The following is a 22342-nucleotide window of genomic DNA, read 5'->3' on the forward strand; positions in this document are numbered from 1 at the left end:
GCCCCATTCCCCACCCATGTACTTAATGTAATAACCAAATAACGCCATAAGTAACAAGTAAAGCCCAGCCAGCATCAATAAGCTGCTATGAAACACCACTTCACGAGACACATAGATACGCGCAGTCCAATGGGTTGTTCGCCGGGTTGCCAACACTAATAGAGGCAAGCAAACACAGTGAACAAATCCCCTCACCTGCCAAATATCTTGGTCAAATTGATTAAATAAGGCGGCTTGCGCATAGAAGAAAAAGTCAAAACCAAAAATCACCCCTAAATACAAGACCAACGGCTTCAGGCGCCAACGGTGCTCGGGTGTAAGATGACGATAAACTCGCTCAAGTTTCATCATCACCTGTATCACTAAGAAAATATTAAGGTAGTAACTCCACGCAGGAGCCAAAAAAGGCTCGAAATAAAAGCAAATAACCAAAAATACCCAAGCAAACAAGGATAGCCAAACACTGCTGCTGTGGAAAAGCTGCTGTCGGATCCTCACCTCAGGTTGCATCAAACAAACAATGAACACCAGCCAACTCAAACTCCGCAGACCATCAAACAACAAAAATAGCGACACCTCTCCCCAATCGAGTTCAAAGTAAACCAGCACCTGCAAAGCCCAAGCAACCGCAACTAGGCTTACCAAGAGCAATAACCGGCCCGAATTAGATTTGGCCCTAGCAGCCAGCAGCAAGGCAGCAAAAAAAAGATAAGCTAAACCAGCCGAAAAATAGCTCAAAAATGCCATGCTTATCTCCTATGTGTGACGCTGACGAGTGATGGCCTTGCGCAACAAATGCGGTAACAGCAATGACAGCGGCATACGCAACAGGTGACCCCGACAATAAAAACTCAGCTTGGCCCACGTCACATCCCAAGGCTGATTAAACTGGCTCGGAGGCAACATGGCTTTTAATGCCCATCCTTTATCAAATCGCGGTTGTAACCTCGACTGAGTACTGGCTTGTGAGTCAGATGAAATTTCACCAAATAATTGATTCGCTAGCAGGTGAGTTCGAGCAAATGGCTGGATTAAATTCAGCTCAGAGGCGCGCAGAAATAATTGCTCCGATGTCACCGCTTGTGACAACAAAAAGATGTCCCTGAGATCACGCCAGCCCTTATCCCCTTCTCCTCCAAGCCATAAATGCGCACAAGCATGCAAGCAAAGGTCAATCGGATCAGGTAACGAAAAAGCCATATCGGCGAGGGGCTGGGCCCGGCTTCTCACTCGCTCAATATCAAACTGCCAACGGCAATCATTCGGTAGCCAATGATGGTGTAAATCCAGCACAATCCCCGTCTTCTTATGCACAAAAGGCGGCAACTCATGCATCCAAGCTCGATAATATTGCTCATCATAAGCCGACTTACCACGATTATCCCAACCATGTAACCACAAGCTTCGTTCTGCGCGTTCAAGATCTTGCTTAGGGATTAAGACGTCGATATCCGACATCATTCGCCCCGACGCATTGCGGGTATTGGCGACGTGATAGGCCGCCCCCTTCAGCAGCATAGGCGAATAGGGCGCTAACGCTTCACCTAACTGCTGTAAGGCCATATTGACGCTCTGCTGCTGATGCCTAACCATTTGTTGCGCCCAATCTAGCCGCTGAATGGCTCGTTCAGGCAGCCTCGCTTTAAAGGGCAGTAAGTACTCGGCTAACACTCCTATAAGCTGAGTGCGCTCACCAAGCAACAAAATTTGATTCCAAACACTGGCGCTAAAGCTTAAATCGCCGTCATCTTGGCGCAACAAGGCCAAAAAGCATTGCGTGGCGTTAGTGTGATCAAGCGGCAAGGGCGTCATATCCCCCCCTCAAGCTCGGCCAGTACACAACTAAAATCTGAATAATCCAGTTGATAAGCACGGCTCTGCGCCACAATATCCGCCAGACAAGAGAAAGCTTGCTGCCCTAAAATCGCAAAATTAAAGCTGTTATCCGCAAGCAGCATTAAACACTGTGCAGGGCTCATCGCTTCAAAGCGGCACGCTTGCTGGGGGGTAAAACGCGGAAAAATCACCCGCTTTATTGGATAGGTTTTCCCCTGCGGGGCGTGGCTGCTTACCGGCGGAGAATAGAGCGCTACCCTCCCTTTACTGGTTCCACAAAACTCAGAAGAAAGAATACCTTGGCACACACCTGCTTTCTGCCCTTGTTGTAAGCTTGTTTTAACCACTTCTATCGACTCATTTTTAAGGCTAATCGGGCGCGGCAGCGGGCTCACTTCACCCGACGTTAAATCAATCATGGCAAACTCATCGGAGAGCAGATGCCAGCCATGTAAGCAAAGTAAGGCACAAAAAGTGCTTTTACCTGAGCCTGGTGGTGCAGGGATCACCATGGCCTGCCCCCCTTTTGCGACCACTGCCGCATGCAAGGTTAAGCAACCATGAAATTTAGATGCAATACAATAATTCAGCCCCCACTCCCACAATATAGGCAGGTGCGTGCTAGGCATGGAATAAAAGGGAGCGGATTCGCTTTGATAAAATCGAATTTGAGGTTTAATTAAGCGTCGCCAGCTGTTTTCATATTTTATTTCAATATCAAAACTCGCCACTTGCGGCTCAACGGAGCAAAGGTGATGGGGGTAATGCTGCAACAGAAATGTAGCAAAGCTCGCCAAGGGGCTGCGCACTCTAACCAAAAAAGGGGGGATCTCAATGAATAAACCTTGCGCGGCTAACGCACTAACGAGGGCATCTTGGGTTGAAGCAATTGTTAGCATCCGTGCCACCTTGTGCTGATATTCCAGACCATAACACTCTGTTATAACTATAGCACTATATACCCAATCAACCTGAAGAGGCGTGATTTCAGCAAGGATTTACAGACGTTTTGGCAAGGCATTGAGTGCAGATAATGGTTGTTCCCTTATCGAGATCAATAACGTGGCATAAACGCCTGTAAAACTTGCCCTTTGGGAACGCCATCGAGCGTTAACCATCAATGCAGATAACGACAACTGATGATGTTCAAGGCGAGCCACTGCCTAAGTAGCGCATTAAAGCTGGCTTCGGGCTCATCAGAGGCAAGATTCAAAGACTGGTAAACCGCTTTAAGGTCATCTATCGACACACCAGAGCCGGCAGAAAAACAACTTAGCAAAGGCAATAAAGACGCCTGCATGATGTGCAAGCTATTATCAAATGGGTTGAACACCACTAACTCATCACCAAACAAGCGCCAATCCAATTGACTCTGAGTATGATAAATACGCTCTTGCGCTGGGCGCTCAGACATATAGGCTATCTAAAAATGTTTTAATCGAACCATTCGCAAAGCTAGGCAAATTGTATTCATCGTCGCGTCCCTCCAGCATGGCTTCAATCAGCTCACAGCCAAAATCGTAATCTATCGGGTAAGTTAATTCTGGATGATGGGCTAAATGCACAATATTAAAGTAAGTGGCAATAGCGATAAATTCTTCCGAGCCTTCTTTCTGCCACAACACCTCCATGATGGGCATGCTGGTAAAGGGGGATGCTGCAAAGCAGCTAATTTCCCCCAATAAAGTCACTGGCGTCACAGAGACAACCGGCATGGCCCCATTAAGTGTCCCTTGAAACCAGTTTTTACCATTGTTGGTCAACATACCACGGTCATTGATGCCATCTAAAGCTGGCTTACTATAACGAGGAATGCCATTTTCAGCCCCACAGTAATAATGGGCATCCCCATATGCGGGCCAACCTAGGTTCCATTCATCGCCAATTTTAGCGCCTACATGTACCTTGTAGTAGCCAGGGCTTCTGCCTGATGCAATACAACTGTCTGGCTCTCGTGCAGAGGAAGGCGCTAACGAGTGAGCAGCACTGGCGGTATAGCAGGTGCCCGCCCCCATCGCAGAGCGGCTAAAGAAGCTAGACATTAATGGAAGGCCTACACCTAACTTACTGCCTCGAATAAGAAATTTCCTGCGACTATCCTGAGCGGCTTGTACTTGGTCCGTTTTATTACTTGCTTGTCTCATCGCTACGTCCATTTTTTCGCCCATCGATTAGTAATAGTATAGTAACGAAAACCACTTTGTGACCAATCGCACATTGGATATTTATTAATCAATTTGCCCCTCACCCTGCCATATGTGTGTCACATAGGCCCAATATGCTGGCAGGCCTAGGTCAACCGGCATACGCCTCAAATGAATTTTCGGTTTATCCACTGACATTAGGCAATAATTGCCACCGATATTGATTTAGACGCTCGCACCCGACTTGGTTTTAGGTATATACTGAGAAAGTTTCAAGCGGGGACAAAACAAATAAATTCAATTAGTTTGGTCGCCACCACTGCCATTTTAGTAAGGTGAAATACAATGGAATACAATACTTCAGAACTATGTGACACCTATGCCGATACCATTGATGTAGTGGAACCTATGTTCGCCAATTTTGGGGGTAGGCATTCATTTGGTGGCGAAATCACAACGATTAAATGCTTTGAATCTAATGGGTTAATCCGTCAAGCATTGCAAGAATCGGGAATCGGTAAAGTATTACTCATCGATGGAGGGGGCTCAGTGCGCCGCGCCCTGATTGATGCGGAGCTGGCCGAGCTCGCTGCGGATAACGAATGGGAAGGGATCGTCGTTTTTGGTGCCGTACGTGATGTGGATGCCATTGAAGAATGCGAAGTCGGCATTCAGGCCCTTGCTTCTATTCCCGTTGGCGCCGATGATACCCAGATTGGTGAAGTGGATGTGCCAGTGAATTTTGGCGGCGTCAGCTTTCTGCCTGAAGACCACCTTTATGCCGATAGCACAGGTATTATCTTGTCACCTGAGCCCCTCGATATCGAATAAGCCATTTCAGGCCAACAAAAAAGCCCAACATAAACGTGGGCTTTTTTGGCGCTGCACTGGCTTAACAGTGCTTAGCTAGTTTGTTCCATTTGGTCCATTTTACCAAGTAAGGTACGTAAACGCTCTTGCCAAAGCTGGTGCTCGCCCTGTAGCTTTTCATTTTGCTCCGTTAAGCTAACATTGGTTTGCTTTAACTCATCAATTTCCATCTGTAGGATAGAAATAGTATCAACGGCACTTTGTACTTTAGCTTCTAACTGTTCTAATACTTCAAAAGACATAATCATTTAACCCTTAAACAAGACACTATCGATGAATGTGACTGAGCATAAGCGTTAGCTTGATGTTATTCAACCCTAGTGAGGCTAGGCTAGAAAAAAATCGAGAAAAATGCCCTATCGCGCAGCAGCCACACCGCCAACGCAACGAGGTAAAGATGAAACCCACTCTCAAGTCAGGTATCTACCAACACTATAAAGGCAACCGCTATCAGGTTCTCGATCTGGCCATCCACAGCGAAACAGAACAATGGATGGTGCTATATCGTCCCCTTTACGGCGCGGGCGAATTATGGGTCAGACCTTATGACATGTTTGTAGAGAATCTCACCATCGCGGGTGAGGAAGTACCGCGTTTTGAGTTTCTCAGCGCAGAATAACCAGGGGGCTTAGCCCCCTGATCATATTGATAAATTAGGCGTGTTTATAGATTTTGACTCATGTCCAAAGAAGGCTTATCACTACTCGGGATCCCGACCACCTTGGCAGGCACCCCAGTTACCGTGGTATGGGCAGGCACGTTTTTAAGCACCACACTGCCAGCGCCCACTTTCGCTCCTGCGCCCACTTCAATATTACCCAACACCTTAGCACCGGCCCCTATCATTACCCCTTCACGGATTTTAGGATGGCGATCACCGCACTCTTTGCCAGTACCGCCTAAGGTGACGTTTTGTAATATCGACACATCGTCTTCAATCACCGCGGTTTCACCCACCACGATCCCCGTTGCATGGTCAAACATAATGCCTTTACCAATACGTGAAGCCGGATGCACATCTACCCCAAACACCACCGCAATTTGGCTTTGAATATACATCGCGAGCGGGCGGCGGTTTTGATGCCACAGCCAATGAGCAACGCGGTAACCTTGAATCGCATGAAACCCTTTTAGATAAAGAAGTGGTGTAGAGAAAAACTCCACCGCGGGATCACGCTCTTGCACCGCCACAATATCCGCCACCACCGAGCTTAAGATGGTTTCATCAGCGGTAAAAGCCGATTCAATAATTTCACGCATCAAAATCGCCGGCATGGTAGGGCTGTCTAAACGATTCGCTAACTGAAAACTCAGGGCTGCTAACAGGGTGTCATGATTAAGAATCGTCGAATAAAAAAAGCTGGCCAGCATCGGCTCATCTTGTGCCATTTGCATGGCTTCTTCGCGAATCCGCTGCCAAGTTTGCTGTTGCAGTGCGTCCATGTAACTACCTTGGTAAAAAATTAAAAAAACGAAATACCCTGTCTCACTACGGCCTTGCTAATCGGCTTGCCGGTTTAACCACAGAAACGGGATCAAGATGGATAATAATGTCTGCTGGTGCAAACGTTTGCGCTAATTGGGCCTCTAATTTATCGGCTATTTCATGAGCATCAAACAGCGATAAATGATCGTCTAGCTCTAAATGTAACTGAATAAACTTAGTACTGCCAGACTGTCGGGTGCGCAAATCATGCAACCCTTTCACTTTGGCTTGTTGGTAGGCTAGCTCAATAATCTGAGCCTCCTCTTCAGGAAGCAAGGTTTTATCCATCAAGGAATCCACCGATTCTCGACCTATTTGCCACGCGCCAAATAAAATATAACCGCCCACGCCAATAGCGAACACGCCGTCTGCCCAGTTAAAGCCAATGGCGGCTAACGCCAAGGCTAACAGCACCGCAGCATTCATAAAGATATCGGACTTGTAGTGCAAAGAATCGGCCTTAATCGCCACGCTGCCGGTTTTCTTCACCACATAAGTTTGAAACATCACCAACAATACGGTAATCACAATCGACGCCACCATCACCCAAATACCCAAGCCTGGATCTTGTACTGGTGTACCCTTAATCAAGGCATTAAAGCCGCCCAAAATCAGCAAACAAGCACTGCCTGAAATAAACGCGGCTTGTGCTAAACCGGCCAAACTTTCGGCTTTGCCGTGACCAAACTTATGGTCATCGTCTGCTGGCGTCAGCGCAACTTTAATTGCAATAAGATTGATAACGGAGGCCGCAACGTCCATTAAGGAATCGGTTAATGAGGCGAGAATACTGCTCGAGCCAGTATAAAACCAAGCGATCAGCTTGATGGTGATTAACAACGTAGCCGTCGAGGCGGCAGCCCATCCTGCTACGGTAACCAATTTAGAATAGTCAGCTTGCTGCACGTTTCGCCCAATCGAAAAATCAATGAGGGCGAAATTATACCCAATCTACTTCAAGATGCACGATCCCAAGCCAACAAAGTCTTGCTGAGCTGGCTTGAGCAGATGAAGCCAGAGGATTACTGGCGCTTACCTCGTCCTTTGCCTTGTGCCATCAAATCGGCAAACTTGGCTTGTTGCTCCGGGGTTAATACCTGATAAATTTCATGTTGAGTGCGAAGCATCTGTAATTTTCGCTCTGTCATAGTGGCTTGATGACGCTCAATCATATCCTTGGCTTTAGCCTCATCAAATTCAGGCGCCGTTAACAGCGCTAACCGCTCGGCTTGATGCTCTGCGCGCATGGCTTGGCGGCTGGCGCGATCCATACTGCCTTTCATTTGCTGCATAATGTCGCGCACTTGTTGCTGCTGGGCATCGGACAAATCTAATTGAGTCATGATTTGCTTCATACCACCACGATGATGGCCCTGTCCCATCTCCATATTTTGCGCATTGACTGATAAACTCAATGGCAATGCCATGCTTAGGGCGGCGACTTTTATCCACTTGTTCATGTTGTGTTTCCTCGATAGTTGTTGGTTGACTTAACTGTTAATAAGTCTACGCCATGCAATGAAAACCAACGTCACGACAGTGTAAATATAAGTAAAGCCTAACGAGGGAGCCCTAGACTCGCGATATGCTATAAGTAAGCTAATTTGGAGGTCTAAATGTATCAACTGTTATTGATTGATGATGATCGCGAACTCGCCGCGTTACTCAAAGAATTTCTCAGCCTAGAGGGTTTTGATACTGAACTGGCTCACGACGGCGAAGCGGGGTTAGCCAAAGCGCAACAAGGCAAATATGATTTAATCTTACTTGATGTCATGATGCCTAAACTAAACGGCTTTGACACCCTCAAACAACTGCGCCAAACCAGCCAACAGCCGGTATTAATGCTCACCGCCAAGGGCGATGAAATCGATCGCGTATTGGGTCTCGAAATGGGCGCTGACGATTATCTGGCCAAACCGTTTAGTGACCGCGAACTGGTCGCCCGCATTAAAGCCATCTTGCGTCGCACCGCAACCCATCCTCAATCTAACCAAGCCACCACAACCGCCGCAGGGGTACTAAAACACCTTGATATCGAGCTGAACCCCGGCAAACAAACCGTGCAGTGCCAACGTCAACACATTGAACTGACGGGCACCGAGTTTTTATTGCTGCAAGAATTTATCGAGCACCCCGGCCAAGTGTTGTCAAAATCCGAGCTGAGCGAGCGCGTGCTAGGTAAAAAGCTCATGCCCTTTGATCGCAGTATCGACATGCATTTAAGCAACCTAAGACGCAAACTGCCCGAGCGCGAAGACGGCCAAGATCGCGTAAAAACCCTAAGAGGACGCGGTTATATCTGGCTCGAAGGCAGTGAAAATTAAAATGAAGATTCCATTTAATAGCTTATTTTTTAAAATATTTACCGGCTTTTGGTCGCTGATCTTTATCTTGGTCGCCATCCTAGTGGCCCTGCCCATGCTCGACAATCGCACCGTCAGGCCCATTGACCAATTTGGCATCGAGCTATTAAATAAATCCAGTCACCACCTGATTTTACGCCTTGGTCGCCACCCCGAGCGCGATTTGGCTAGCACCTTACAGCATTTTCGCCCCAAAAATGGCTTTCGCTTTTATGCCCTCGATCAGCAAGGCCGCTTTCTCAATGACAGAGTCCCTAAGGCCGTTCGCCGCTTTGCCATCGACAGTGAAAGCGTCACCTTACCGCAAATGTGGCAACGCCATGATGGCGTGGTATTGGGCCCGGTGCAATTTATCTACAATGGCCAACCCTTACTGATTTACGCTCACAAATATGTCGATCAACAAACCGGCCGTCTCATTATACGTTGGTTGTTAGACAACCCCGGCTTATTGGTGCTGATTGCCCTAATTGTCAGTACGCCCATTTGTTTATTATTGGCATGGCATCTCACCTCACCGCTGCGCCAATTGCAAAGTGCTTCCCATCAAATTGCCAAGGGGGAGCTGGCCACGCAGATCCCGCAACTGAGTCGACGCGATGAAATTGGCCAGCTTGCCAACAGTATGGACAAGATGGTGCTTTCCCTAAAAACCATGTTATCCAGCCAGCAGCGCCTGCTCAGTGATATCTCCCACGAGCTGCGCTCACCTCTCACACGGTTACGCCTTGCCTTGGCCATTAGCCGCAAGCATCAAGGGGAATCCAATGAGCTTAATCGGATAGATGTAGAAGCCGAGCGATTAGAGCAAATGATCAGTGATTTGCTGAGCTTATCGCGCACTCAATTTCAGCCTCAAGCGATGCAAACCATCCGCTTAGATAGTTTGCTCGAAGCCTTATTAGAAGACGCACAATTTGAAGCCGAGCAAACCGGTAAGGCGTTTCACTACGACCCGCCCCCCGCGATTGAGCTACAGGCATACCCAGCCTTACTGTCGAGCGCGATCGAAAACGTCATCCGTAACGCCATACATTACGGCCAGCACGACATCCGTTTAACAATAGAGCAAACGCCTAACGTCCTCATGATAATGGTACAAGACGACGGCCTGGGGATCCCAGAGCATGAATTAACGGAAATTTTCCGGCCATTTTATCGCGTCTCACAAGCCCGTGACCGTGAATCCGGCGGCACCGGATTAGGCTTAGCCATTTGTGACAACGCCATGCACAAACACGGCGGCAGCGTTAAAGCAGAAAACGTCAATCCGGGGTTAAAGGTAAGCTTAATGTTGCCGCGTTAATCCTCGCCAGCGGGGTTGGCTTGCCACCCGCTTGGCTCAAACAAGCCCGGCATCACCATGCCCGGAAACATCTTTTCTGCAAATCGGCGCGATTCAATGCGCGCCTTGTTTTGATAATAATGCGCTAGCTCACGCTGCTTTTTCTCTGCAGCGAGCTGGTTATCTAAATTGGCAAAATATTCATTAATCACAAAATTTAAAGTAATAGGTAAGGCGCTCACTAAAATGACTGCTGGCGCAACCCACTTAAACTCTTTCATATCCGGGTCCATTGATTCAATCCAGCGCTATCTTAACGGAAAAAGAGCAGATCCAGCAAAAGGCATTATGCTATTCTAGCGCCTCGTTTTTGATTGAGTAACCATCATGCTAGAAGTTGCACTATACCAACCTGAGATCCCGCCAAACACGGGCAATATCATACGTCTATGCGCTAACACCGGCAGTAAGCTGCACTTAATTGAGCCTTTAGGGTTTGATTTAGATGACAAAAAAGTGCGACGCGCCGGCTTGGATTACCATGAAATGACCCATGTTACGCGCCATGCAAGTTACCAAGATTTTCTCGCTTATGTGGGCAACCGACGCCTATTTGCTTGCACCACCAAAACCACCACCTTCCACAGCGATTGCGCCTTTGAAGATGGCGATATCTTGCTATTTGGCCCGGAAACCCGCGGCCTACCGCCAGAAATATTAGATAACTTACCCGTCGATCAAAAACTGCGGATCCCCATGAACCCCAACAGCCGCTCAATGAACTTATCCAATGCGGTATCGGTATTTGTTTACGAAGGATGGCGCCAACTGGGTTACCCAGGGGCGGTGTAACTAAACCACTACAGCGGCTCGGTTAAGCTGTGTTGGCCCATTAACTTGGCGGTTTTCATCACCAAAGCGCATTGGGGTTGCTGCGCAAGAAAATCGGCAATCGCAGCTTCATCATTGAGGGCGTCTTGAGTCATCAGCTCTACGCGACAGGCATTGTATTGACGTTTTAGTGCTGCTTGGTTACTCAGTAGGTAGGAAACTTGTTGGGTTTGCTGTTGACCTAAAGCGGTTTGGGCTACATAGCACAAGGCGCGAACGTAATGCTCACCGCCACGACAACGCTGAGCAACTAGGCCCTCTAATTCGACCAGCTTAAAACCGTTACGCAGCCGCGCGACTTCCTTGGCAAACATGTCATCTTCAATATCGCTGGCAACTTGACATAATAAGGTCACATCAGACCAACCACATCCGCCATTTACTGCGGCATATTCAGCATAACTTAGGGCGAGCAACTGCTGTTTTTGCTCATCGTATTGCTGCAAGGCTTGATGATCGACTCGCTGCTGCAGCACTTGCAATTGGCGATGCTTTTCTACTAAACGGGCTTTTCGAGCGGCTTCGCACTCTTTGTCGGCAAACGTTAGCTGAGTGAGATCACTGGGAACATTTTCAGCAGAAAAGTAATTAAAGCTGCATTCTACCAGCTTAGACTTGGCTTCATCTTCATTTAACTCGTAGTAAGCAGTGGTCTTTTCAGTACAAGCAAATAAAAAAAACACTAACCATCCAAGGCGCCATTGCATTGTTAAATAACTCCAAGCTTTTGTTATTAAATCTACTGGTCAAATAAATGTCATGGAAAGTCTAACGAAGTCTAGTGATATTTCAATCAACCAATATTATTAATTTAGCGCTCCCTCTTTTAAGGAAGGGCCGAAAGGTACCCCTAAAGGGTAATTTTTAGGTTGTCTCAAACTATTGTTATTACAGCGCAATTTTTACTGACCCGAGTAAGCTAAGATGGCCAACCAGAGCACTGCCGCCATAACAAGGAAGATAATGTTAAACATCGTAGATAAAGCCCAAGAAGATAAGGTTTTGCCTCTTTTTCGCTTAGGCTTTCGCCCCTTTTTCTTACTCGCTAGCTTGTATGCTATTGTTTGTGTGCCGGTTTGGCTGTGGTTACGCAGCCACGGCCAACTTGACCTATTAGCCGTGCCGGCGCTGTGGTGGCATGCTCACGAGCTGCTCTTTGGCTTTGCCATGGCGGTGGTGATGGGGTTTGTGCTCACGGCGGTGCAAAATTGGACAGGCGTGCCCGGCACAAAAAGCTTGTCGTTGGCGGGTTTAGTTGGTCTATGGTTGCTGCCTCGTGTGCTGTTTTGGATCCCCGCCCCTTTGTGGCTGATCTTACTGTGCGAATCCGTCTTTATCTTGGCATGCGCTAGTGCGGTAGGTAAGCGGGTGATAGCCATGAAACGCTGGCGAAATTTGTTTTTTATCCCCTTATTTCTCGCCGCTATGCTAGTCAATGCTCTGAGCTACTTAAGTATTCCCGGACAACCCCTTGCCAATATCGATCTTCCTTTTACCAGCTCAACAATATGGCAAGGAATGATTTGGTGGTTTGTACTACTCCTTTCCATCATGGGCGCCAGAGTGATTCCGTTTTTCACCTCGAAGCGGCTACAAACCGAGCAAGCAAAACCAATCCGCTGGTTAGAATGGGCTGCTAATACGCCGTTAATTGCTCTGTTTATATTCAGCTTTACACCGAGTATGAACAGCGATTGGATAAATAGTGCAATCTTGCTTGTTGGTGCTTTATTTCAAACCCTGCGCTTATGTCGCTGGCAAGGCAATAAAACCTTACACGAACCACTGCTGTGGTCGCTGCACCTAGGCTATGCCTTTATTCCTGTCAGCTTGCTGGTGTTTGGCCTGAACTTGATTCCCGGTTATTGGCCAATCTTACTGCATTTAATCGCTATTGGTAGCTTAGGTGGGATTATCTTAGCCATGATAGCTCGCGTCACCATGGGCCATACTGGCCGTAACATTTACCAAGGGCCAAGCATGGGGTGGGCGTTTGCCGCTCTCACCTGTGCCGCTCTATTAAGAACATTTGCAGTGATTATGTGGCCACACTGGATGATCGAACTGCTATGGCTCAGTGCGGCCCTATGGTGCTTTGCCTTTGCCTTATTTGTCTATCACTTTGGCCCTATGTTGATTAAACCTCGTGTTGATGGTCATCCGGGTTAATATTGGCAGTAATAAAATCAATCATGGTTTTAACCCGCCGAGGCAGTAAACCGCGGCGGTGATAACACAAGTAAAGCGGCTCACTAACGGGAGTCGCTAAGGTATGGACTTTAAGTAAGTCGCGGCGCGAAAAAGAGTGCACCACATTAATCGGCAATACGGTAAAGCCCAAACCTCGGCTCACGGGCTCTAATATCAAACTGATTTGGTTAGAAAAGCCACGCTGGACAAACTGGGCACTCGACTCAAACTCACCAAAATTAGCACTTAATAACAACTGGCTATGATGATGCCCATCGGGGTGAGCAATAAACCCAAGCTTCAACAACCCCTGCCAATCTAGTTCCTGCTGATCATGCGACGTTACCAGCACCAAGGGCTCACTGCCTATTTTTTGCGTGACTAGCTCATCTAAACCGCTTAACTGCGTCACTATGCCTAAGTCAAAGCTCCGCTTGGCCACCCCTTGCTCAATTGAGCGATTGGGGGCAAAGGTGTGAGCGAAGGAAAGGTCGGGATGCAACTGCTGAAAGTCTAATAACTTGGGATATAAATGCAGACCAATGCTACCCGGCGAGGCCAAACTGATCGCACCGACAAAAGGCGGATCTTGTTGCACACCTTGGCTCAGTGCATTTAAGGAAGACAAAATATCTTGCCCTTGGCTAAACACCTGCTTACCGGCCGAAGTAAGGCTAAAGCGCTTACCTTCACGGATCAATAACTCACAACCTAACTGCTGTTCCAGCTTTTTGACATGCTGACTCACCCCAGATTGAGTCATAAATAACTTGTCCGCCGTTTGGGTGAAGTGCCCTGTCTCAACCAAGGTACAAAAAGTGCGTAGCCATATCGGGTTAATCATTACAAAACATACTCAAAAAGATAACATTTGATAATTTTTAATACTAACATTACCCGCGTATATTTACCTCATCGCGATTAGGTAGCCAATCGCAAACAAATTAACAACAAGGTAAATATCATGACGCAAGCATACCCAAGAACCTTTTCACACATCGGCATTTCAGTACCCGATTTAGAGAAAGCAGTTGAGTTTTACACCCAAGTATTAGGTTGGTATCTGATCATGGAGCCCACCGAAATAGTAGAAGATGATAGCGCCATTGGCGAGATGTGTACCGATGTGTTCGGCAGCGGCTGGGAATCGTTCAAAATTGCCCATCTATCAACAGGCGATAAAATAGGGGTGGAATTATTCCAGTTTAAAAACCAACAAAATCCTGAAGATAACTTTGAATACTGGAAGACGGGTATTTTCCACTTCTCGATTCAAGACCCTGACTTAGAAGGCATGGCAGCTAAGATTGAAGCGGCAGGCGGTAAACGTAGAATGAAAGAGCCGCGCTTATATTACCCAGGTGAGAAACCTTACCGCATGATTTACATGGAAGACCCGTTTGGCAACATTTTAGAAATTTATAGCCACAGCTACGAGCTAACTTACTCAGAAGGCGCTTATAAATAAATGAATTGAAGGGGGCATTTTCAGCCCCTTTTTGCTGTCTCGGCTAAGCGGCAAAATCATTAAATTCAGCAATGAGTTGATCAAAGGAATACTCCACCACATGATCACCCCCCTCGCTTTGGATCATACGTAGGGCCTGAACTTTAGCTTGTGCATGCTCTAATGCCATCAGGCCGGCTATGATCACCTCACGCTCGGAGCGGTAACGCCCACTGGCAAGCTGACGAGTAACAAAACTATCGAAGTGACTATCTAAGGTCATTTGTATATCCATGGTCATCGCACGCACCTACACATAAAAAAAGCGTCTAAAACGATATTAGACTATCACCTAGGAAGCGCCAGACAATTAATCCAACAAAATACCTAAAAAGTAATAATTAATTGAAATGAAAGCCAAACAACAATCTCAATACATTAATAATAATGACGAATAAATTATCGATTTAAACAGCAAATTTTTTGTCCGCCGCATTTTGTGATAATTCTAGCGAGCCATTATCTTCAGACTAATTACTGACAATAGTGTGAAAATCTTTCACTAATTGCGCCATATCCACCGCCGGTACACTGCCGGGTTCAAACTCAGGGCGAAACATGGCTTGCAGCTGACCTTGTGGGTTTAATAATGCAATAGAAGCGCTGTGATCGACCAAGTAACTGCCTTCGGTGCCTTCTTCCACTATGCTGTACACCATGCCCATAGCGCGGGTTAACGGGAACAGGACTTCGTGGGCAGCGGTCACGCCAATAAACTCTGGATTAAAATAATGGCTGTATTCAGCCAAGTTTTTTGGGATATCACGGTTGGGATCCACCGAAATGAACACCACTTGCACCTCATCCCCTGCAGGATTGGCTTTGAGCTTAGGATAAATGCGATTTAAATCGGCTAAGGTCGTCGGACAGATATCCGGGCAAAAGGTATAGCCAATAAACACCACGCTCCACTTGCCTTGTAAGTCTGCGGGGGTAAATGCGCCGCTATCACGATTTAATACAAAATCCGGTAGCGCCTTGGCTTGCTCGTAATACACGGCCTTGACCGCAGGCGGGCGATTCGCAACTTGCTGCCATGTCCATACTCCCGCGATTAAGGCTAACACGCCGATAAAAATCCACGACGACATCCCTGTTTTTAATTTCATAACAACCAATGATCCAACAATAAAGCTAAAAACAGGATCATGAGGTGAATGATGGAAAATTTAAAGGTATTTATTGCACTATTGGGCTGCGGCTTAAATTTTAAGCACCACGCGTGTTGTAAAAAGCGCAAGTTAAGCGCCATCACCACAGCGCCATACAGCCAAGACGACAGTCCAGTTAAACAAGGTAACAAGGCAACCGCACATAACAGCAAGGTATATAGTAATACGCAGGTTTTGGTGAAATCGATGCCATGGGTGACAGGCAACATAGGGATATTGGCCTTGGCATAATCATCGCGGCGATGAATGGCCAGCGCCCAAAAATGCGGCGGCGTCCAAGTAAAAATAATCATCACCAGCAGCAAGGCATTGCCATCTAATTGCCCGGTCATGGCGGTCCAACCAAGCAGCGGCGGCATCGCCCCCGCAAGGCCGCCTATGACAATATTTTGCGGCGTAGCACGTTTTAAAAACAAGGTGTACACCACGGCATAACCGAGCATGCTCGCTAATGTAAGCCAAGCCGTTAGGGCATTGGCCGCGATAAACAACAAGCTAAAACCAAGCAAAGCCAAGATGGCGGAAAACACACTGGCGTGCAGCACATCCACGCGCCCTTTTGGCAAAGGCCGACCTTGGGTGCGCGCCATCTTGTCGTCTATATTGCGATCCAGAATTTGATTGATCGCTGCCGCCGAGGCACAAACCAAGCCAATGCCGAGCAAAGACAAGCTCGCCGTTAATGGCGGAACCCAAGTCTCTACGGCCAAACACATGCCGACCAAGGCCGTTAGCATTAACAGGTAAATTACCTTAGGTTTAGTCAGTTGATAATAGTCGCGCCAGCTACTGCTGTACCTATCGAGTTGCGCAGTCGTGACTGAGCTAGTTCTGACCGTACGAGGGATGACATTCATTGATTTAGCCATGTTGACCTCCTGATAAAACGGGAGACCCCGTTAACGTTGACACGCATGTGGGTTTATTCACCAGCACAGCTTTGGCTTGCAGCAAACGCCATAACAACGCCACTAAAATGAGCACTAAACTGGCCGCGACCAAGCTATGGCCAACCGCGATGGCGATGGGTAATTGCAGCACCACATTACTAATGCCTAGCCCGATTTGAGTGCATAAGGCCAACACCAACGCCACGGCTAAGCCCTTGCTCAATCCATCTTGACTGCTGCGCCACCACGACAGGGCTAATAGTAACAAAAAACAGGCCGTGACCACTGCGCCCAAGCGATGAGTAACATGAATAGTGGTGCGCGCGCCGTAATCTAACACGCCGTATTGATAAGTTTCGGCGGGAGGCACATGCAAGGCGGCGCTCACATTATAATTTTGCCACCAGTTGCCTTCACACAAGGGCAGTTGGGTACACACCACGGCGGCATAATTGGCCGATGTCCACCCGCCCAAGGCAATTTGTGCCACCAGCACCATTAATCCGCTCCAAACCAAGACGGTTAAGCGCGGTGTAACGCTTATATTGGGGGAAGAAACATCCCACTGCTTCAATACCAGTAGCCAAAGCAAAGCCAATACCAAAAAGCCACCCAATAAATGCCCCATCACCACCAGCGGCATGAGATTTAGGGTCACCGTCCACATGCCTAAGGCCGCTTGAAATATCACCACTAAGACTAAGCTAATGCACAAGATACGCTCGCGTCGCTGCCTGACGGCTTGCACAGCCAGCGCCAAGATCAACAGGCCTAAACTGCCCGCCAAGTATCGGTGGATCATCTCGTTCCAAGCCTTGTGAGGCTCTAAGGGTACATCAGGAAAAGCGGCCGTGGCTTTAGCGATTTCAGCCTCACTGGTGGGCACACTATGATGCCCATAACAACCCGGCCAATCGGGACAGCCTAAGCCCGCCTCGGTCAAGCGGGTATAAGCGCCCATCCCAACCACCAGCACGGCCAAGACTAAGGCCACGACAGCCATTACTTTAAGCTTGATACTTGTCATCACACCCTCCCTAGCCAGTTTGGCGCTAAGCTCATCCCACCTTAGACATTTTTAACAATCGGCGCAGATCCGTTTGCATGGCCTTGGCCATTTGCAGCTTTTCTGTCTCGGTGGGTGGAATCACGTAACGCAATAACACCAACCCCGTTGGATCGCAGATATACCAATAATCTGGGCTCAAACGCAGCTGCTCTTGCTCTGATAATTGACTGATGGCAAAGGCTCTTACCCTGTGTTGTTCTCGACCCAATGAGCTAATTAGTTGCGGTAATAATTGCGAGGCTTGCGCCGTGGCTGGATGTAATAGCAACCATTGGCGATTTTCGGGTAGCAATAGCATCACCTGTTCAGGTAAAAATTCGCCTTGATTTAGCTCACCCTCTCGATACCAATGCTGGTGATGAACCAAATTGGCCAACACAAAGGGCAATACAAAAATTAAGACCATCAGCAATAAGGATTTATTCTTTAACATACATACCTCCTCGCCGATAAAACCAAATAAATAAGCCTGTTGAAGCCAGTGCCATCAAAAACCACTGCACCGCATAACCTTGATGCTTAGCGGGCGTCATTACCACAATAGGCCACTGTTTTATAAAGCCTAGTTGAGAATCTTCGGAAATACGTAATATCACAGGTGACAATTGCCAGCCGAGCTCAGCATAAAAGGCTACCAAGGGCTCCATGACCAAACCTTGTAAGCGCTGCGGCCAAGCTTGCTGCAACTCATCTTGGTTCAATAGCCAAGGCTGACTCGGGGAATACACTTGGCCCGTTAAATTCAACATGGATTGCCACTGCCCTAAGGCCGACAGATCTGGCCATTGCTCGCGATCTGCACCCGCGGGGATCCAACCTAGGTTCACCAAGATGCGCTGATTAGCTGCAGCTTCAGGGGTAAGGGCCAGCAGCACCTCATAACCCACTTGACCTTGATGTACCTTGTTATCCAGCAACCACACTTGCTCGGTATTCAACTGGCCGCGCAGCGCTACCCACTTAGCTTGCTGCTGAGGAGCCTCAAGTGACCACAATAAGGCAGTATCCCCTAACCTCGCCTGCTGCTGATTTTGGTTTATCATGGCTTGCTTTTGCGCGGCTCGATCCAACTGCCAAAAACCGGCCTTGACCATCACGGCAATTAAGACCAGATTTAACAATAGAAATGAGATCCGTCTCCAAGCCATAGCATCCTCAATTCATCCCTTAGGCGGCAGCATGATTAAACTCGTTATCATCGGCATCTTAGTCTTGGTCATCGCCAATCTCGCCATGGCACTACCGACCTTACTAAGACAAAACGACCAAAGCAAACTCACACAGTTTTTAGGGCGACGTTTGCTCGGCTCTAGCATCATTTTGTTGCTGCTGTTTATCGCTATCGCCTTGGGCTGGATCCAACCTAACCCTGCGCCTTGGCACACCAATTCAACTACGCCCCCAGCAACCAGAACAAACTCATGATTATTTTTAACGATAAGTGGTCTTTTCTTAGACGAATATCTGCCGCAAGGATGCGGCAGTTAAGCCATCAAGGATGATTTCACGGCGTTTCGTATAAGAAAAATCCACTTAGTCCGTTAGATCACTTAGATTCTTTGCACACGCTCGCCACACCAACCTGCTCACAAAATATAAACAAACACGAATAAGCACAGCCAAACCACATCGACAAAGTGCCAATACCAACTGCCCGCCTGAAAACCAAAATGCTGTGCTGGGGTAAAGTGACCCTTAAGCACACGGCAAAACAACACAAATAAAATAATGGTGCCCAGCGTCACATGCAGGCCGTGAAAGCCAGTTAATAAAAAGAAAGTGTTGCCATAAAGCCCAGAGCTCAGGGTTAAGCCCATTTCTTGGTAAGCATGAATATACTCTTCGACCTGTAACACCAAGAAGATAATGCCGAGCAACACGGTTAAACCTAAGCCTAATTTGGTTTCGGTGCGTCGACCTTTTTCTAAACTGACATGGCCATAATGCAAGGTAACCGACGACACCAATAAGATCACCGTATTCATCAGTGGTAGGCCTTGCCATGGCATCGCCGTGGTAGTGGTACCATCCGGGGTGGTAACCAGCGGCCAATGGGCGACAAATTCGGGCCAAAGCAGCTCGTGGGTCATGCCATTATTGCCCGCCCCACCAAGCCAAGGCACGGCTATCATGCGGGCATAAAATAACGCGCCAAAAAAGGCTAAGAAAAACATCACCTCAGAGAAAATAAACCAGCTCATGCCTTGGCGAAATGACCTGTCCATTTGCGCACTATAAAGGCCGGTCATCGACTCGGTGATGACATTGCCAAACCAACCAAATAGCATAAACACGATGATCACAGCGCCAAAAAACAATAGCCAACTGTACTGGGCGGCCCCATCTGCTATCCACATTGCCGCCCCTAGGGCCATCAAAAACAAACCGACGGCACCAACAATCGGCCAAATACTCTGACTCGGCACATAATAATTTGTCGCCTTATCGCTAGATTGATGCTGGGCTGAACTAGACATAACTAAACTCCTTTCGCCTTTTGCTCAGGCGCAGGCAATTCGTATAAGGTGTAAGACAAGGTCAATGTCTGGATCCCTTGTGGCAGGTCGGTTGCAACAAAAAATCGCAGCGGCAAGGATGCGCTGTCACCGGCTTTTAATGGCTGCTGGTTAAAGCAAAAACACTCGGTTTTATTAAAGTAATTCGCCCCTTGCCCCGGTGACACCGAAGGCACAGCTTGACCGACTTGATCTTCACGGCTTAAATTTGTGGCAATAAATTCCATGTCGATCATTTGCCCCGGATGCACCTGCATTTGTTCGACTTGTGGTGTTAGCTGCCACTGCATGCCCTTGCTGATATAGGTAACAAACTCCACCGTCACCAAACGGGAATAATCGACCCCATCACTTCCCTGCGTTTGCGCTTGCACTATATTGCTGGTGTTGCCGTTAAAGCCCGTGATATCGCAAAACACTTGATACAAGGGCACCAGAGCAAAGCCAAAGCCAAACATGGCCACCACGGTGGCACATAAGCCAGTGATTAAACGCCGTGAGGAAGCCATAACTATTTAATCTCAGGCGGTGTGGTATGAGTGTGATACGGCGCGGGCGACGGCATTTCCCATTCAAGCCCCTCTGCACCTTCCCACGGCTTGGCACTGGCGCGTTCGCCCTTGCCGCGCATACATTTGATCACCACCACCAAAAAAATCAGCTGCGACAAGCCAAAGGCAAAGCCGCCAATGCTCACCACCGCATTCACGTTAGCAAACTGCAAGGCGTAGTCGGGAATACGACGCGGCATTCCCGCCAACCCCAAAAAGTGCATCGGGAAGAACAAGATATTCACCGAAATCAGCGAGCACCAAAAATGCCACTTAGCCAGATAGTCGTCGTACATATAGCCGGTCCACTTAGGCAGCCAGTAATAACTCGCCGCCATGATGGAAAAAATCGCCCCCGACACCAACACATAATGAAAATGCGCCACCACAAAATAGGTGTCGTGATACTGAAAATCGACCGGCGTAATGGCCAGCATCAAGCCAGAAAAACCGCCTATGGTGAACAGCACAATAAAGGCGATGGCAAACAGCATAGGCACTTCAAAGGTCAATGAGCCACGCCACATGGTCGCCACCCAGTTAAACACCTTGACCCCAGTGGGCACCGAAATCAGCATGGTGCAATACATAAAAAACAACTCGGCCGCCACCGGCATGCCTGTGGTAAACATATGATGCGCCCACACCAAAAAGCTCAGGCCAGCAATGGAGGCAGTGGCATACACCATAGAGGCATAACCAAACAACGGCTTGCGCGAAAAGGTAGGAATAATGGCCGAGATAATGCCAAACGACGGCAAGATCATGATGTACACCTCGGGATGGCCAAAAAACCAAAAGATATGCTGAAACATCACGGGATCGCCGCCGCCCGCAGCATCAAAAAAGCTGGTGCCAAAATACTTATCCGTGAGCACCATGGTCACCGCTCCCGCCAGTACCGGCATCACGGCAATCAACAAAAACGCAGTAATAAGCCAAGTCCACACAAACAGCGGCAACTTCATCATGGTCATGCCCGGCGCACGTAAATTTACGATAGTAACAATGACATTAATCGCCCCCATGATGGAGCTAATGCCCATCAAGTGCACCGCAAACACAAATACCGCCGTGCTGTCTGGGCTGTATTTGGTCGACAGCGGCGCATAAAAGGTCCAACCAAAATTGGGGCCGCCACCTTCCATAAAGAGGGTCATCAGCATCAAGCTAAAGGCAAAGGGTAAGATCCAAAAGCTCCAGTTGTTCATCCGCGGTAACGCCATATCGGGCGCCCCTATCATTACCGGGATCATCCAGTTCGCTAAGCCGACAAAAGCGGGCATCACCGCACCAAACACCATGATCAAACCGTGTACCGTGGTCATCTGGTTAAAAAAGTTAGGCTCAACCAATTGCAAACCGGGTTGAAATAACTCGGCGCGGATCACCATGGCCATGGCGCCGCCGGTTAAAAACATGGCAAAGCTAAACAGCAAATATAAGCTGCCAATATCCTTGTGATTGGTGGTCAATACCCAGCGGGCGAAAAAGCCACTGGGCTTGTGATCATGATGCTCATGAGCGTCATCACTCACACCCGTATTAATTGCGGCATCTGTACTCATG

The 22342-nt window shown here is 48.0% G+C and carries 28 protein-coding genes and 1 pseudogene; 8 read left to right on the forward strand and 21 right to left on the reverse strand.

Annotated elements, in window-relative coordinates; genetic code table 11:
• From K6Y21_RS12745 to K6Y21_RS12765, 5 genes and pseudogenes are all read right to left on the reverse strand, one after another.
• Positions 1-747 (reverse strand): annotated as a pseudogene (locus K6Y21_RS12745) (hypothetical protein); the annotation flags it as partial.
• A 9-nt stretch (positions 748-756) separates the two neighbouring features.
• Entirely contained in the window at positions 757-1812 is a 1056-nt protein-coding gene (locus tag K6Y21_RS12750) for a nucleotidyltransferase family protein (RefSeq protein ID WP_233072227.1), read from the reverse strand.
• Entirely contained in the window at positions 1809-2735 is a 927-nt protein-coding gene (locus K6Y21_RS12755; RefSeq protein ID WP_233072228.1) for an HprK-related kinase A, read from the reverse strand. Before K6Y21_RS12755 ends, K6Y21_RS12750 begins: the two co-directional genes overlap by 4 nt.
• A 218-nt stretch (positions 2736-2953) precedes the next feature.
• Positions 2954-3250, reverse strand: a complete 297-nt coding sequence (locus K6Y21_RS12760) for a hypothetical protein (RefSeq protein ID WP_233072229.1) — start codon at positions 3248-3250, stop codon at positions 2954-2956.
• Complete coding sequence (locus tag K6Y21_RS12765; RefSeq protein WP_233072230.1) at positions 3243-3980, reverse strand: hypothetical protein; 738 nt, start codon at positions 3978-3980, stop codon at positions 3243-3245. The genes K6Y21_RS12760 and K6Y21_RS12765 overlap by 8 nt, the downstream gene beginning before the upstream one ends.
• A 345-nt stretch (positions 3981-4325) precedes the next feature.
• Here K6Y21_RS12765 and rraA point away from each other — a divergent pair, with 345 nt between their 5' ends.
• The gene (rraA, locus tag K6Y21_RS12770; protein ID WP_233072231.1) at positions 4326-4811 is read left to right on the forward strand and encodes a ribonuclease E activity regulator RraA; all 486 of its coding nucleotides are present in this window, start codon (positions 4326-4328) and stop codon (positions 4809-4811) included.
• Between the two features lie 71 nt (positions 4812-4882).
• Here rraA and K6Y21_RS12775 read toward each other — a convergent pair whose 3' ends face one another.
• Positions 4883-5092 (reverse strand): cell division protein ZapB, encoded by a 210-nt coding sequence (locus K6Y21_RS12775; protein WP_233072232.1) that lies wholly within the window; start codon positions 5090-5092, stop codon positions 4883-4885.
• Between the two features lie 155 nt (positions 5093-5247).
• Between K6Y21_RS12775 and K6Y21_RS12780 the strand changes: the two genes are divergently transcribed.
• Positions 5248-5469: a DUF1653 domain-containing protein gene (locus tag K6Y21_RS12780; RefSeq protein WP_233072233.1), complete on the forward strand. Its 222-nt coding sequence runs from the start codon at positions 5248-5250 to the stop codon at positions 5467-5469.
• A gap of 44 nt (positions 5470-5513) precedes the next feature.
• On the opposite strand, the gene cysE is transcribed toward K6Y21_RS12780, so the two are convergent.
• From cysE to K6Y21_RS12795, 3 genes are all read right to left on the reverse strand, one after another.
• Positions 5514-6293 (reverse strand): serine O-acetyltransferase, encoded by a 780-nt coding sequence (gene cysE / locus K6Y21_RS12785; protein ID WP_233072234.1) that lies wholly within the window; start codon positions 6291-6293, stop codon positions 5514-5516.
• 46 nt (positions 6294-6339) lie between these two features.
• Entirely contained in the window at positions 6340-7242 is a 903-nt protein-coding gene (locus K6Y21_RS12790; protein ID WP_233072235.1) for a cation diffusion facilitator family transporter, read from the reverse strand.
• A 116-nt stretch (positions 7243-7358) separates the two neighbouring features.
• The gene (locus tag K6Y21_RS12795) at positions 7359-7796 is read right to left on the reverse strand and encodes a Spy/CpxP family protein refolding chaperone (RefSeq protein WP_233072236.1); all 438 of its coding nucleotides are present in this window, start codon (positions 7794-7796) and stop codon (positions 7359-7361) included.
• Between the two features lie 156 nt (positions 7797-7952).
• Between K6Y21_RS12795 and K6Y21_RS12800 the strand changes: the two genes are divergently transcribed.
• Positions 7953-8663: a response regulator gene (locus tag K6Y21_RS12800; protein WP_233072237.1), complete on the forward strand. Its 711-nt coding sequence runs from the start codon at positions 7953-7955 to the stop codon at positions 8661-8663.
• Between the two features lies 1 nt (position 8664).
• Complete coding sequence (locus tag K6Y21_RS12805; protein WP_233072238.1) at positions 8665-10008, forward strand: ATP-binding protein; 1344 nt, start codon at positions 8665-8667, stop codon at positions 10006-10008.
• Here the strand turns inward: K6Y21_RS12805 and K6Y21_RS12810 are convergent.
• Positions 10005-10268, reverse strand: coding sequence for a hypothetical protein (locus tag K6Y21_RS12810; protein ID WP_233072239.1), 264 nt, complete (start codon positions 10266-10268; stop codon positions 10005-10007). The genes K6Y21_RS12805 and K6Y21_RS12810 overlap by 4 nt on opposite strands.
• A gap of 106 nt (positions 10269-10374) precedes the next feature.
• Here K6Y21_RS12810 and trmL point away from each other — a divergent pair, with 106 nt between their 5' ends.
• Positions 10375-10839: a tRNA (uridine(34)/cytosine(34)/5-carboxymethylaminomethyluridine(34)-2'-O)-methyltransferase TrmL gene (trmL, locus tag K6Y21_RS12815; protein WP_233072240.1), complete on the forward strand. Its 465-nt coding sequence runs from the start codon at positions 10375-10377 to the stop codon at positions 10837-10839.
• Between the two features lie 8 nt (positions 10840-10847).
• Here trmL and K6Y21_RS12820 read toward each other — a convergent pair whose 3' ends face one another.
• Positions 10848-11561 carry an EexN family lipoprotein gene (locus tag K6Y21_RS12820; RefSeq protein WP_233072241.1) on the reverse strand — a complete coding sequence of 238 codons (714 nt, stop codon included), beginning with the start codon at positions 11559-11561 and terminating at the stop codon, positions 10848-10850.
• A gap of 280 nt (positions 11562-11841) precedes the next feature.
• On the opposite strand from K6Y21_RS12820, the gene K6Y21_RS12825 reads away from it, so the two are divergent.
• On the forward strand, positions 11842-13047 hold the full coding sequence (locus K6Y21_RS12825) for an NnrS family protein (protein ID WP_233072242.1): 1206 nt from the start codon (positions 11842-11844) through the stop codon (positions 13045-13047).
• On the opposite strand, the gene K6Y21_RS12830 is transcribed toward K6Y21_RS12825, so the two are convergent.
• On the reverse strand, positions 13016-13912 hold the full coding sequence (locus tag K6Y21_RS12830; protein ID WP_233072243.1) for a LysR family transcriptional regulator: 897 nt from the start codon (positions 13910-13912) through the stop codon (positions 13016-13018). The two genes, K6Y21_RS12825 and K6Y21_RS12830, sit on opposite strands and share 32 nt — an antisense overlap.
• A 120-nt stretch (positions 13913-14032) precedes the next feature.
• Here K6Y21_RS12830 and K6Y21_RS12835 point away from each other — a divergent pair, with 120 nt between their 5' ends.
• Complete coding sequence (locus K6Y21_RS12835) at positions 14033-14536, forward strand: lactoylglutathione lyase family protein (protein WP_233072244.1); 504 nt, start codon at positions 14033-14035, stop codon at positions 14534-14536.
• 43 nt (positions 14537-14579) lie between these two features.
• Here the strand turns inward: K6Y21_RS12835 and K6Y21_RS12840 are convergent, their stop codons facing one another.
• The 6 genes from K6Y21_RS12840 to K6Y21_RS12865 form a co-directional block, all read right to left on the reverse strand.
• Complete coding sequence (locus tag K6Y21_RS12840) at positions 14580-14816, reverse strand: type II toxin-antitoxin system ParD family antitoxin (protein ID WP_233072245.1); 237 nt, start codon at positions 14814-14816, stop codon at positions 14580-14582.
• 229 nt (positions 14817-15045) lie between these two features.
• Positions 15046-15684, reverse strand: a complete 639-nt coding sequence (locus K6Y21_RS12845) for an SCO family protein (protein WP_233072246.1) — start codon at positions 15682-15684, stop codon at positions 15046-15048.
• Positions 15681-16616, reverse strand: coding sequence for a heme o synthase (gene cyoE / locus K6Y21_RS12850; RefSeq protein ID WP_432757994.1), 936 nt, complete (start codon positions 16614-16616; stop codon positions 15681-15683). The genes K6Y21_RS12845 and cyoE overlap by 4 nt, the downstream gene beginning before the upstream one ends.
• Positions 16609-17664 carry a COX15/CtaA family protein gene (locus K6Y21_RS12855; protein WP_233072247.1) on the reverse strand — a complete coding sequence of 352 codons (1056 nt, stop codon included), beginning with the start codon at positions 17662-17664 and terminating at the stop codon, positions 16609-16611. The genes cyoE and K6Y21_RS12855 overlap by 8 nt, the downstream gene beginning before the upstream one ends.
• A 31-nt stretch (positions 17665-17695) precedes the next feature.
• Positions 17696-18139 carry a hypothetical protein gene (locus K6Y21_RS12860; RefSeq protein ID WP_233072248.1) on the reverse strand — a complete coding sequence of 148 codons (444 nt, stop codon included), beginning with the start codon at positions 18137-18139 and terminating at the stop codon, positions 17696-17698.
• Positions 18126-18854, reverse strand: coding sequence for an SURF1 family protein (locus tag K6Y21_RS12865; RefSeq protein WP_233072249.1), 729 nt, complete (start codon positions 18852-18854; stop codon positions 18126-18128). Before K6Y21_RS12865 ends, K6Y21_RS12860 begins: the two co-directional genes overlap by 14 nt.
• Positions 18855-18885: 31 nt before the next feature.
• Here K6Y21_RS12865 and K6Y21_RS12870 point away from each other — a divergent pair, with 31 nt between their 5' ends.
• A complete protein-coding gene (locus K6Y21_RS12870) occupies positions 18886-19131 on the forward strand; it encodes a DUF2909 family protein (protein WP_233072250.1) in 246 nt (81 codons plus the stop codon).
• 161 nt (positions 19132-19292) lie between these two features.
• On the opposite strand, the gene K6Y21_RS12875 is transcribed toward K6Y21_RS12870, so the two are convergent.
• Genes K6Y21_RS12875 through ctaD form a run of 3 tightly spaced genes read right to left on the reverse strand, consistent with a single transcriptional unit; the run spans position 19293 to position 22341 of the window.
• The gene (locus K6Y21_RS12875; protein WP_233072251.1) at positions 19293-20183 is read right to left on the reverse strand and encodes a cytochrome c oxidase subunit 3; all 891 of its coding nucleotides are present in this window, start codon (positions 20181-20183) and stop codon (positions 19293-19295) included.
• A gap of 2 nt (positions 20184-20185) precedes the next feature.
• The gene (locus K6Y21_RS12880) at positions 20186-20731 is read right to left on the reverse strand and encodes a cytochrome c oxidase assembly protein (protein ID WP_233072252.1); all 546 of its coding nucleotides are present in this window, start codon (positions 20729-20731) and stop codon (positions 20186-20188) included.
• A 2-nt stretch (positions 20732-20733) separates the two neighbouring features.
• The gene (gene ctaD, locus K6Y21_RS12885; protein WP_233072253.1) at positions 20734-22341 is read right to left on the reverse strand and encodes a cytochrome c oxidase subunit I; all 1608 of its coding nucleotides are present in this window, start codon (positions 22339-22341) and stop codon (positions 20734-20736) included.
• Position 22342 lies beyond the last annotated feature (1 nt).

It is taken from the genome of Motilimonas eburnea, from assembly GCF_021295345.1.
In the GTDB taxonomy this organism is placed as follows: domain Bacteria; phylum Pseudomonadota; class Gammaproteobacteria; order Enterobacterales; family CBDFNC01; genus Motilimonas; species Motilimonas eburnea.

Bases quoted from the DNA above. Each gene is read 5' to 3' on its own strand.
- K6Y21_RS12875 (WP_233072251.1), bottom strand. From the start codon at position 20,183: ATGTCTAGTTCAGCCCAGCATCAATCTAGCGATAAGGCGACAAATTAT.
- K6Y21_RS12865 (WP_233072249.1), bottom strand. From the start codon at position 18,854: ATGGCTTGGAGACGGATCTCATTTCTATTGTTAAATCTGGTCTTAATT.
- rraA (WP_233072231.1), top strand. From the start codon at position 4,326: ATGGAATACAATACTTCAGAACTATGTGACACCTATGCCGATACCATT.
- K6Y21_RS12845 (WP_233072246.1), bottom strand. From the start codon at position 15,684: ATGAAATTAAAAACAGGGATGTCGTCGTGGATTTTTATCGGCGTGTTA.
- ctaD (WP_233072253.1), bottom strand. From the start codon at position 22,341: ATGAGTACAGATGCCGCAATTAATACGGGTGTGAGTGATGACGCTCAT.
- K6Y21_RS12825 (WP_233072242.1), top strand. From the start codon at position 11,842: ATGTTAAACATCGTAGATAAAGCCCAAGAAGATAAGGTTTTGCCTCTT.
- K6Y21_RS12855 (WP_233072247.1), bottom strand. From the start codon at position 17,664: ATGACAAGTATCAAGCTTAAAGTAATGGCTGTCGTGGCCTTAGTCTTG.
- K6Y21_RS12870 (WP_233072250.1), top strand. From the start codon at position 18,886: ATGATTAAACTCGTTATCATCGGCATCTTAGTCTTGGTCATCGCCAAT.
- K6Y21_RS12795 (WP_233072236.1), bottom strand. From the start codon at position 7,796: ATGAACAAGTGGATAAAAGTCGCCGCCCTAAGCATGGCATTGCCATTG.
- K6Y21_RS12750 (WP_233072227.1), bottom strand. From the start codon at position 1,812: ATGACGCCCTTGCCGCTTGATCACACTAACGCCACGCAATGCTTTTTG.
- K6Y21_RS12810 (WP_233072239.1), bottom strand. From the start codon at position 10,268: ATGAAAGAGTTTAAGTGGGTTGCGCCAGCAGTCATTTTAGTGAGCGCC.
- K6Y21_RS12860 (WP_233072248.1), bottom strand. From the start codon at position 18,139: ATGTTAAAGAATAAATCCTTATTGCTGATGGTCTTAATTTTTGTATTG.
- K6Y21_RS12780 (WP_233072233.1), top strand. From the start codon at position 5,248: ATGAAACCCACTCTCAAGTCAGGTATCTACCAACACTATAAAGGCAAC.
- K6Y21_RS12760 (WP_233072229.1), bottom strand. From the start codon at position 3,250: ATGTCTGAGCGCCCAGCGCAAGAGCGTATTTATCATACTCAGAGTCAA.
- K6Y21_RS12880 (WP_233072252.1), bottom strand. From the start codon at position 20,731: ATGGCTTCCTCACGGCGTTTAATCACTGGCTTATGTGCCACCGTGGTG.
- K6Y21_RS12765 (WP_233072230.1), bottom strand. From the start codon at position 3,980: ATGAGACAAGCAAGTAATAAAACGGACCAAGTACAAGCCGCTCAGGAT.
- K6Y21_RS12775 (WP_233072232.1), bottom strand. From the start codon at position 5,092: ATGTCTTTTGAAGTATTAGAACAGTTAGAAGCTAAAGTACAAAGTGCC.
- K6Y21_RS12800 (WP_233072237.1), top strand. From the start codon at position 7,953: ATGTATCAACTGTTATTGATTGATGATGATCGCGAACTCGCCGCGTTA.
- cysE (WP_233072234.1), bottom strand. From the start codon at position 6,293: ATGGACGCACTGCAACAGCAAACTTGGCAGCGGATTCGCGAAGAAGCC.
- trmL (WP_233072240.1), top strand. From the start codon at position 10,375: ATGCTAGAAGTTGCACTATACCAACCTGAGATCCCGCCAAACACGGGC.
- K6Y21_RS12830 (WP_233072243.1), bottom strand. From the start codon at position 13,912: ATGATTAACCCGATATGGCTACGCACTTTTTGTACCTTGGTTGAGACA.
- K6Y21_RS12835 (WP_233072244.1), top strand. From the start codon at position 14,033: ATGACGCAAGCATACCCAAGAACCTTTTCACACATCGGCATTTCAGTA.
- K6Y21_RS12755 (WP_233072228.1), bottom strand. From the start codon at position 2,735: ATGCTAACAATTGCTTCAACCCAAGATGCCCTCGTTAGTGCGTTAGCC.
- K6Y21_RS12805 (WP_233072238.1), top strand. From the start codon at position 8,665: ATGAAGATTCCATTTAATAGCTTATTTTTTAAAATATTTACCGGCTTT.
- K6Y21_RS12840 (WP_233072245.1), bottom strand. From the start codon at position 14,816: ATGACCATGGATATACAAATGACCTTAGATAGTCACTTCGATAGTTTT.
- cyoE (WP_432757994.1), bottom strand. From the start codon at position 16,616: ATGGCTAAATCAATGAATGTCATCCCTCGTACGGTCAGAACTAGCTCA.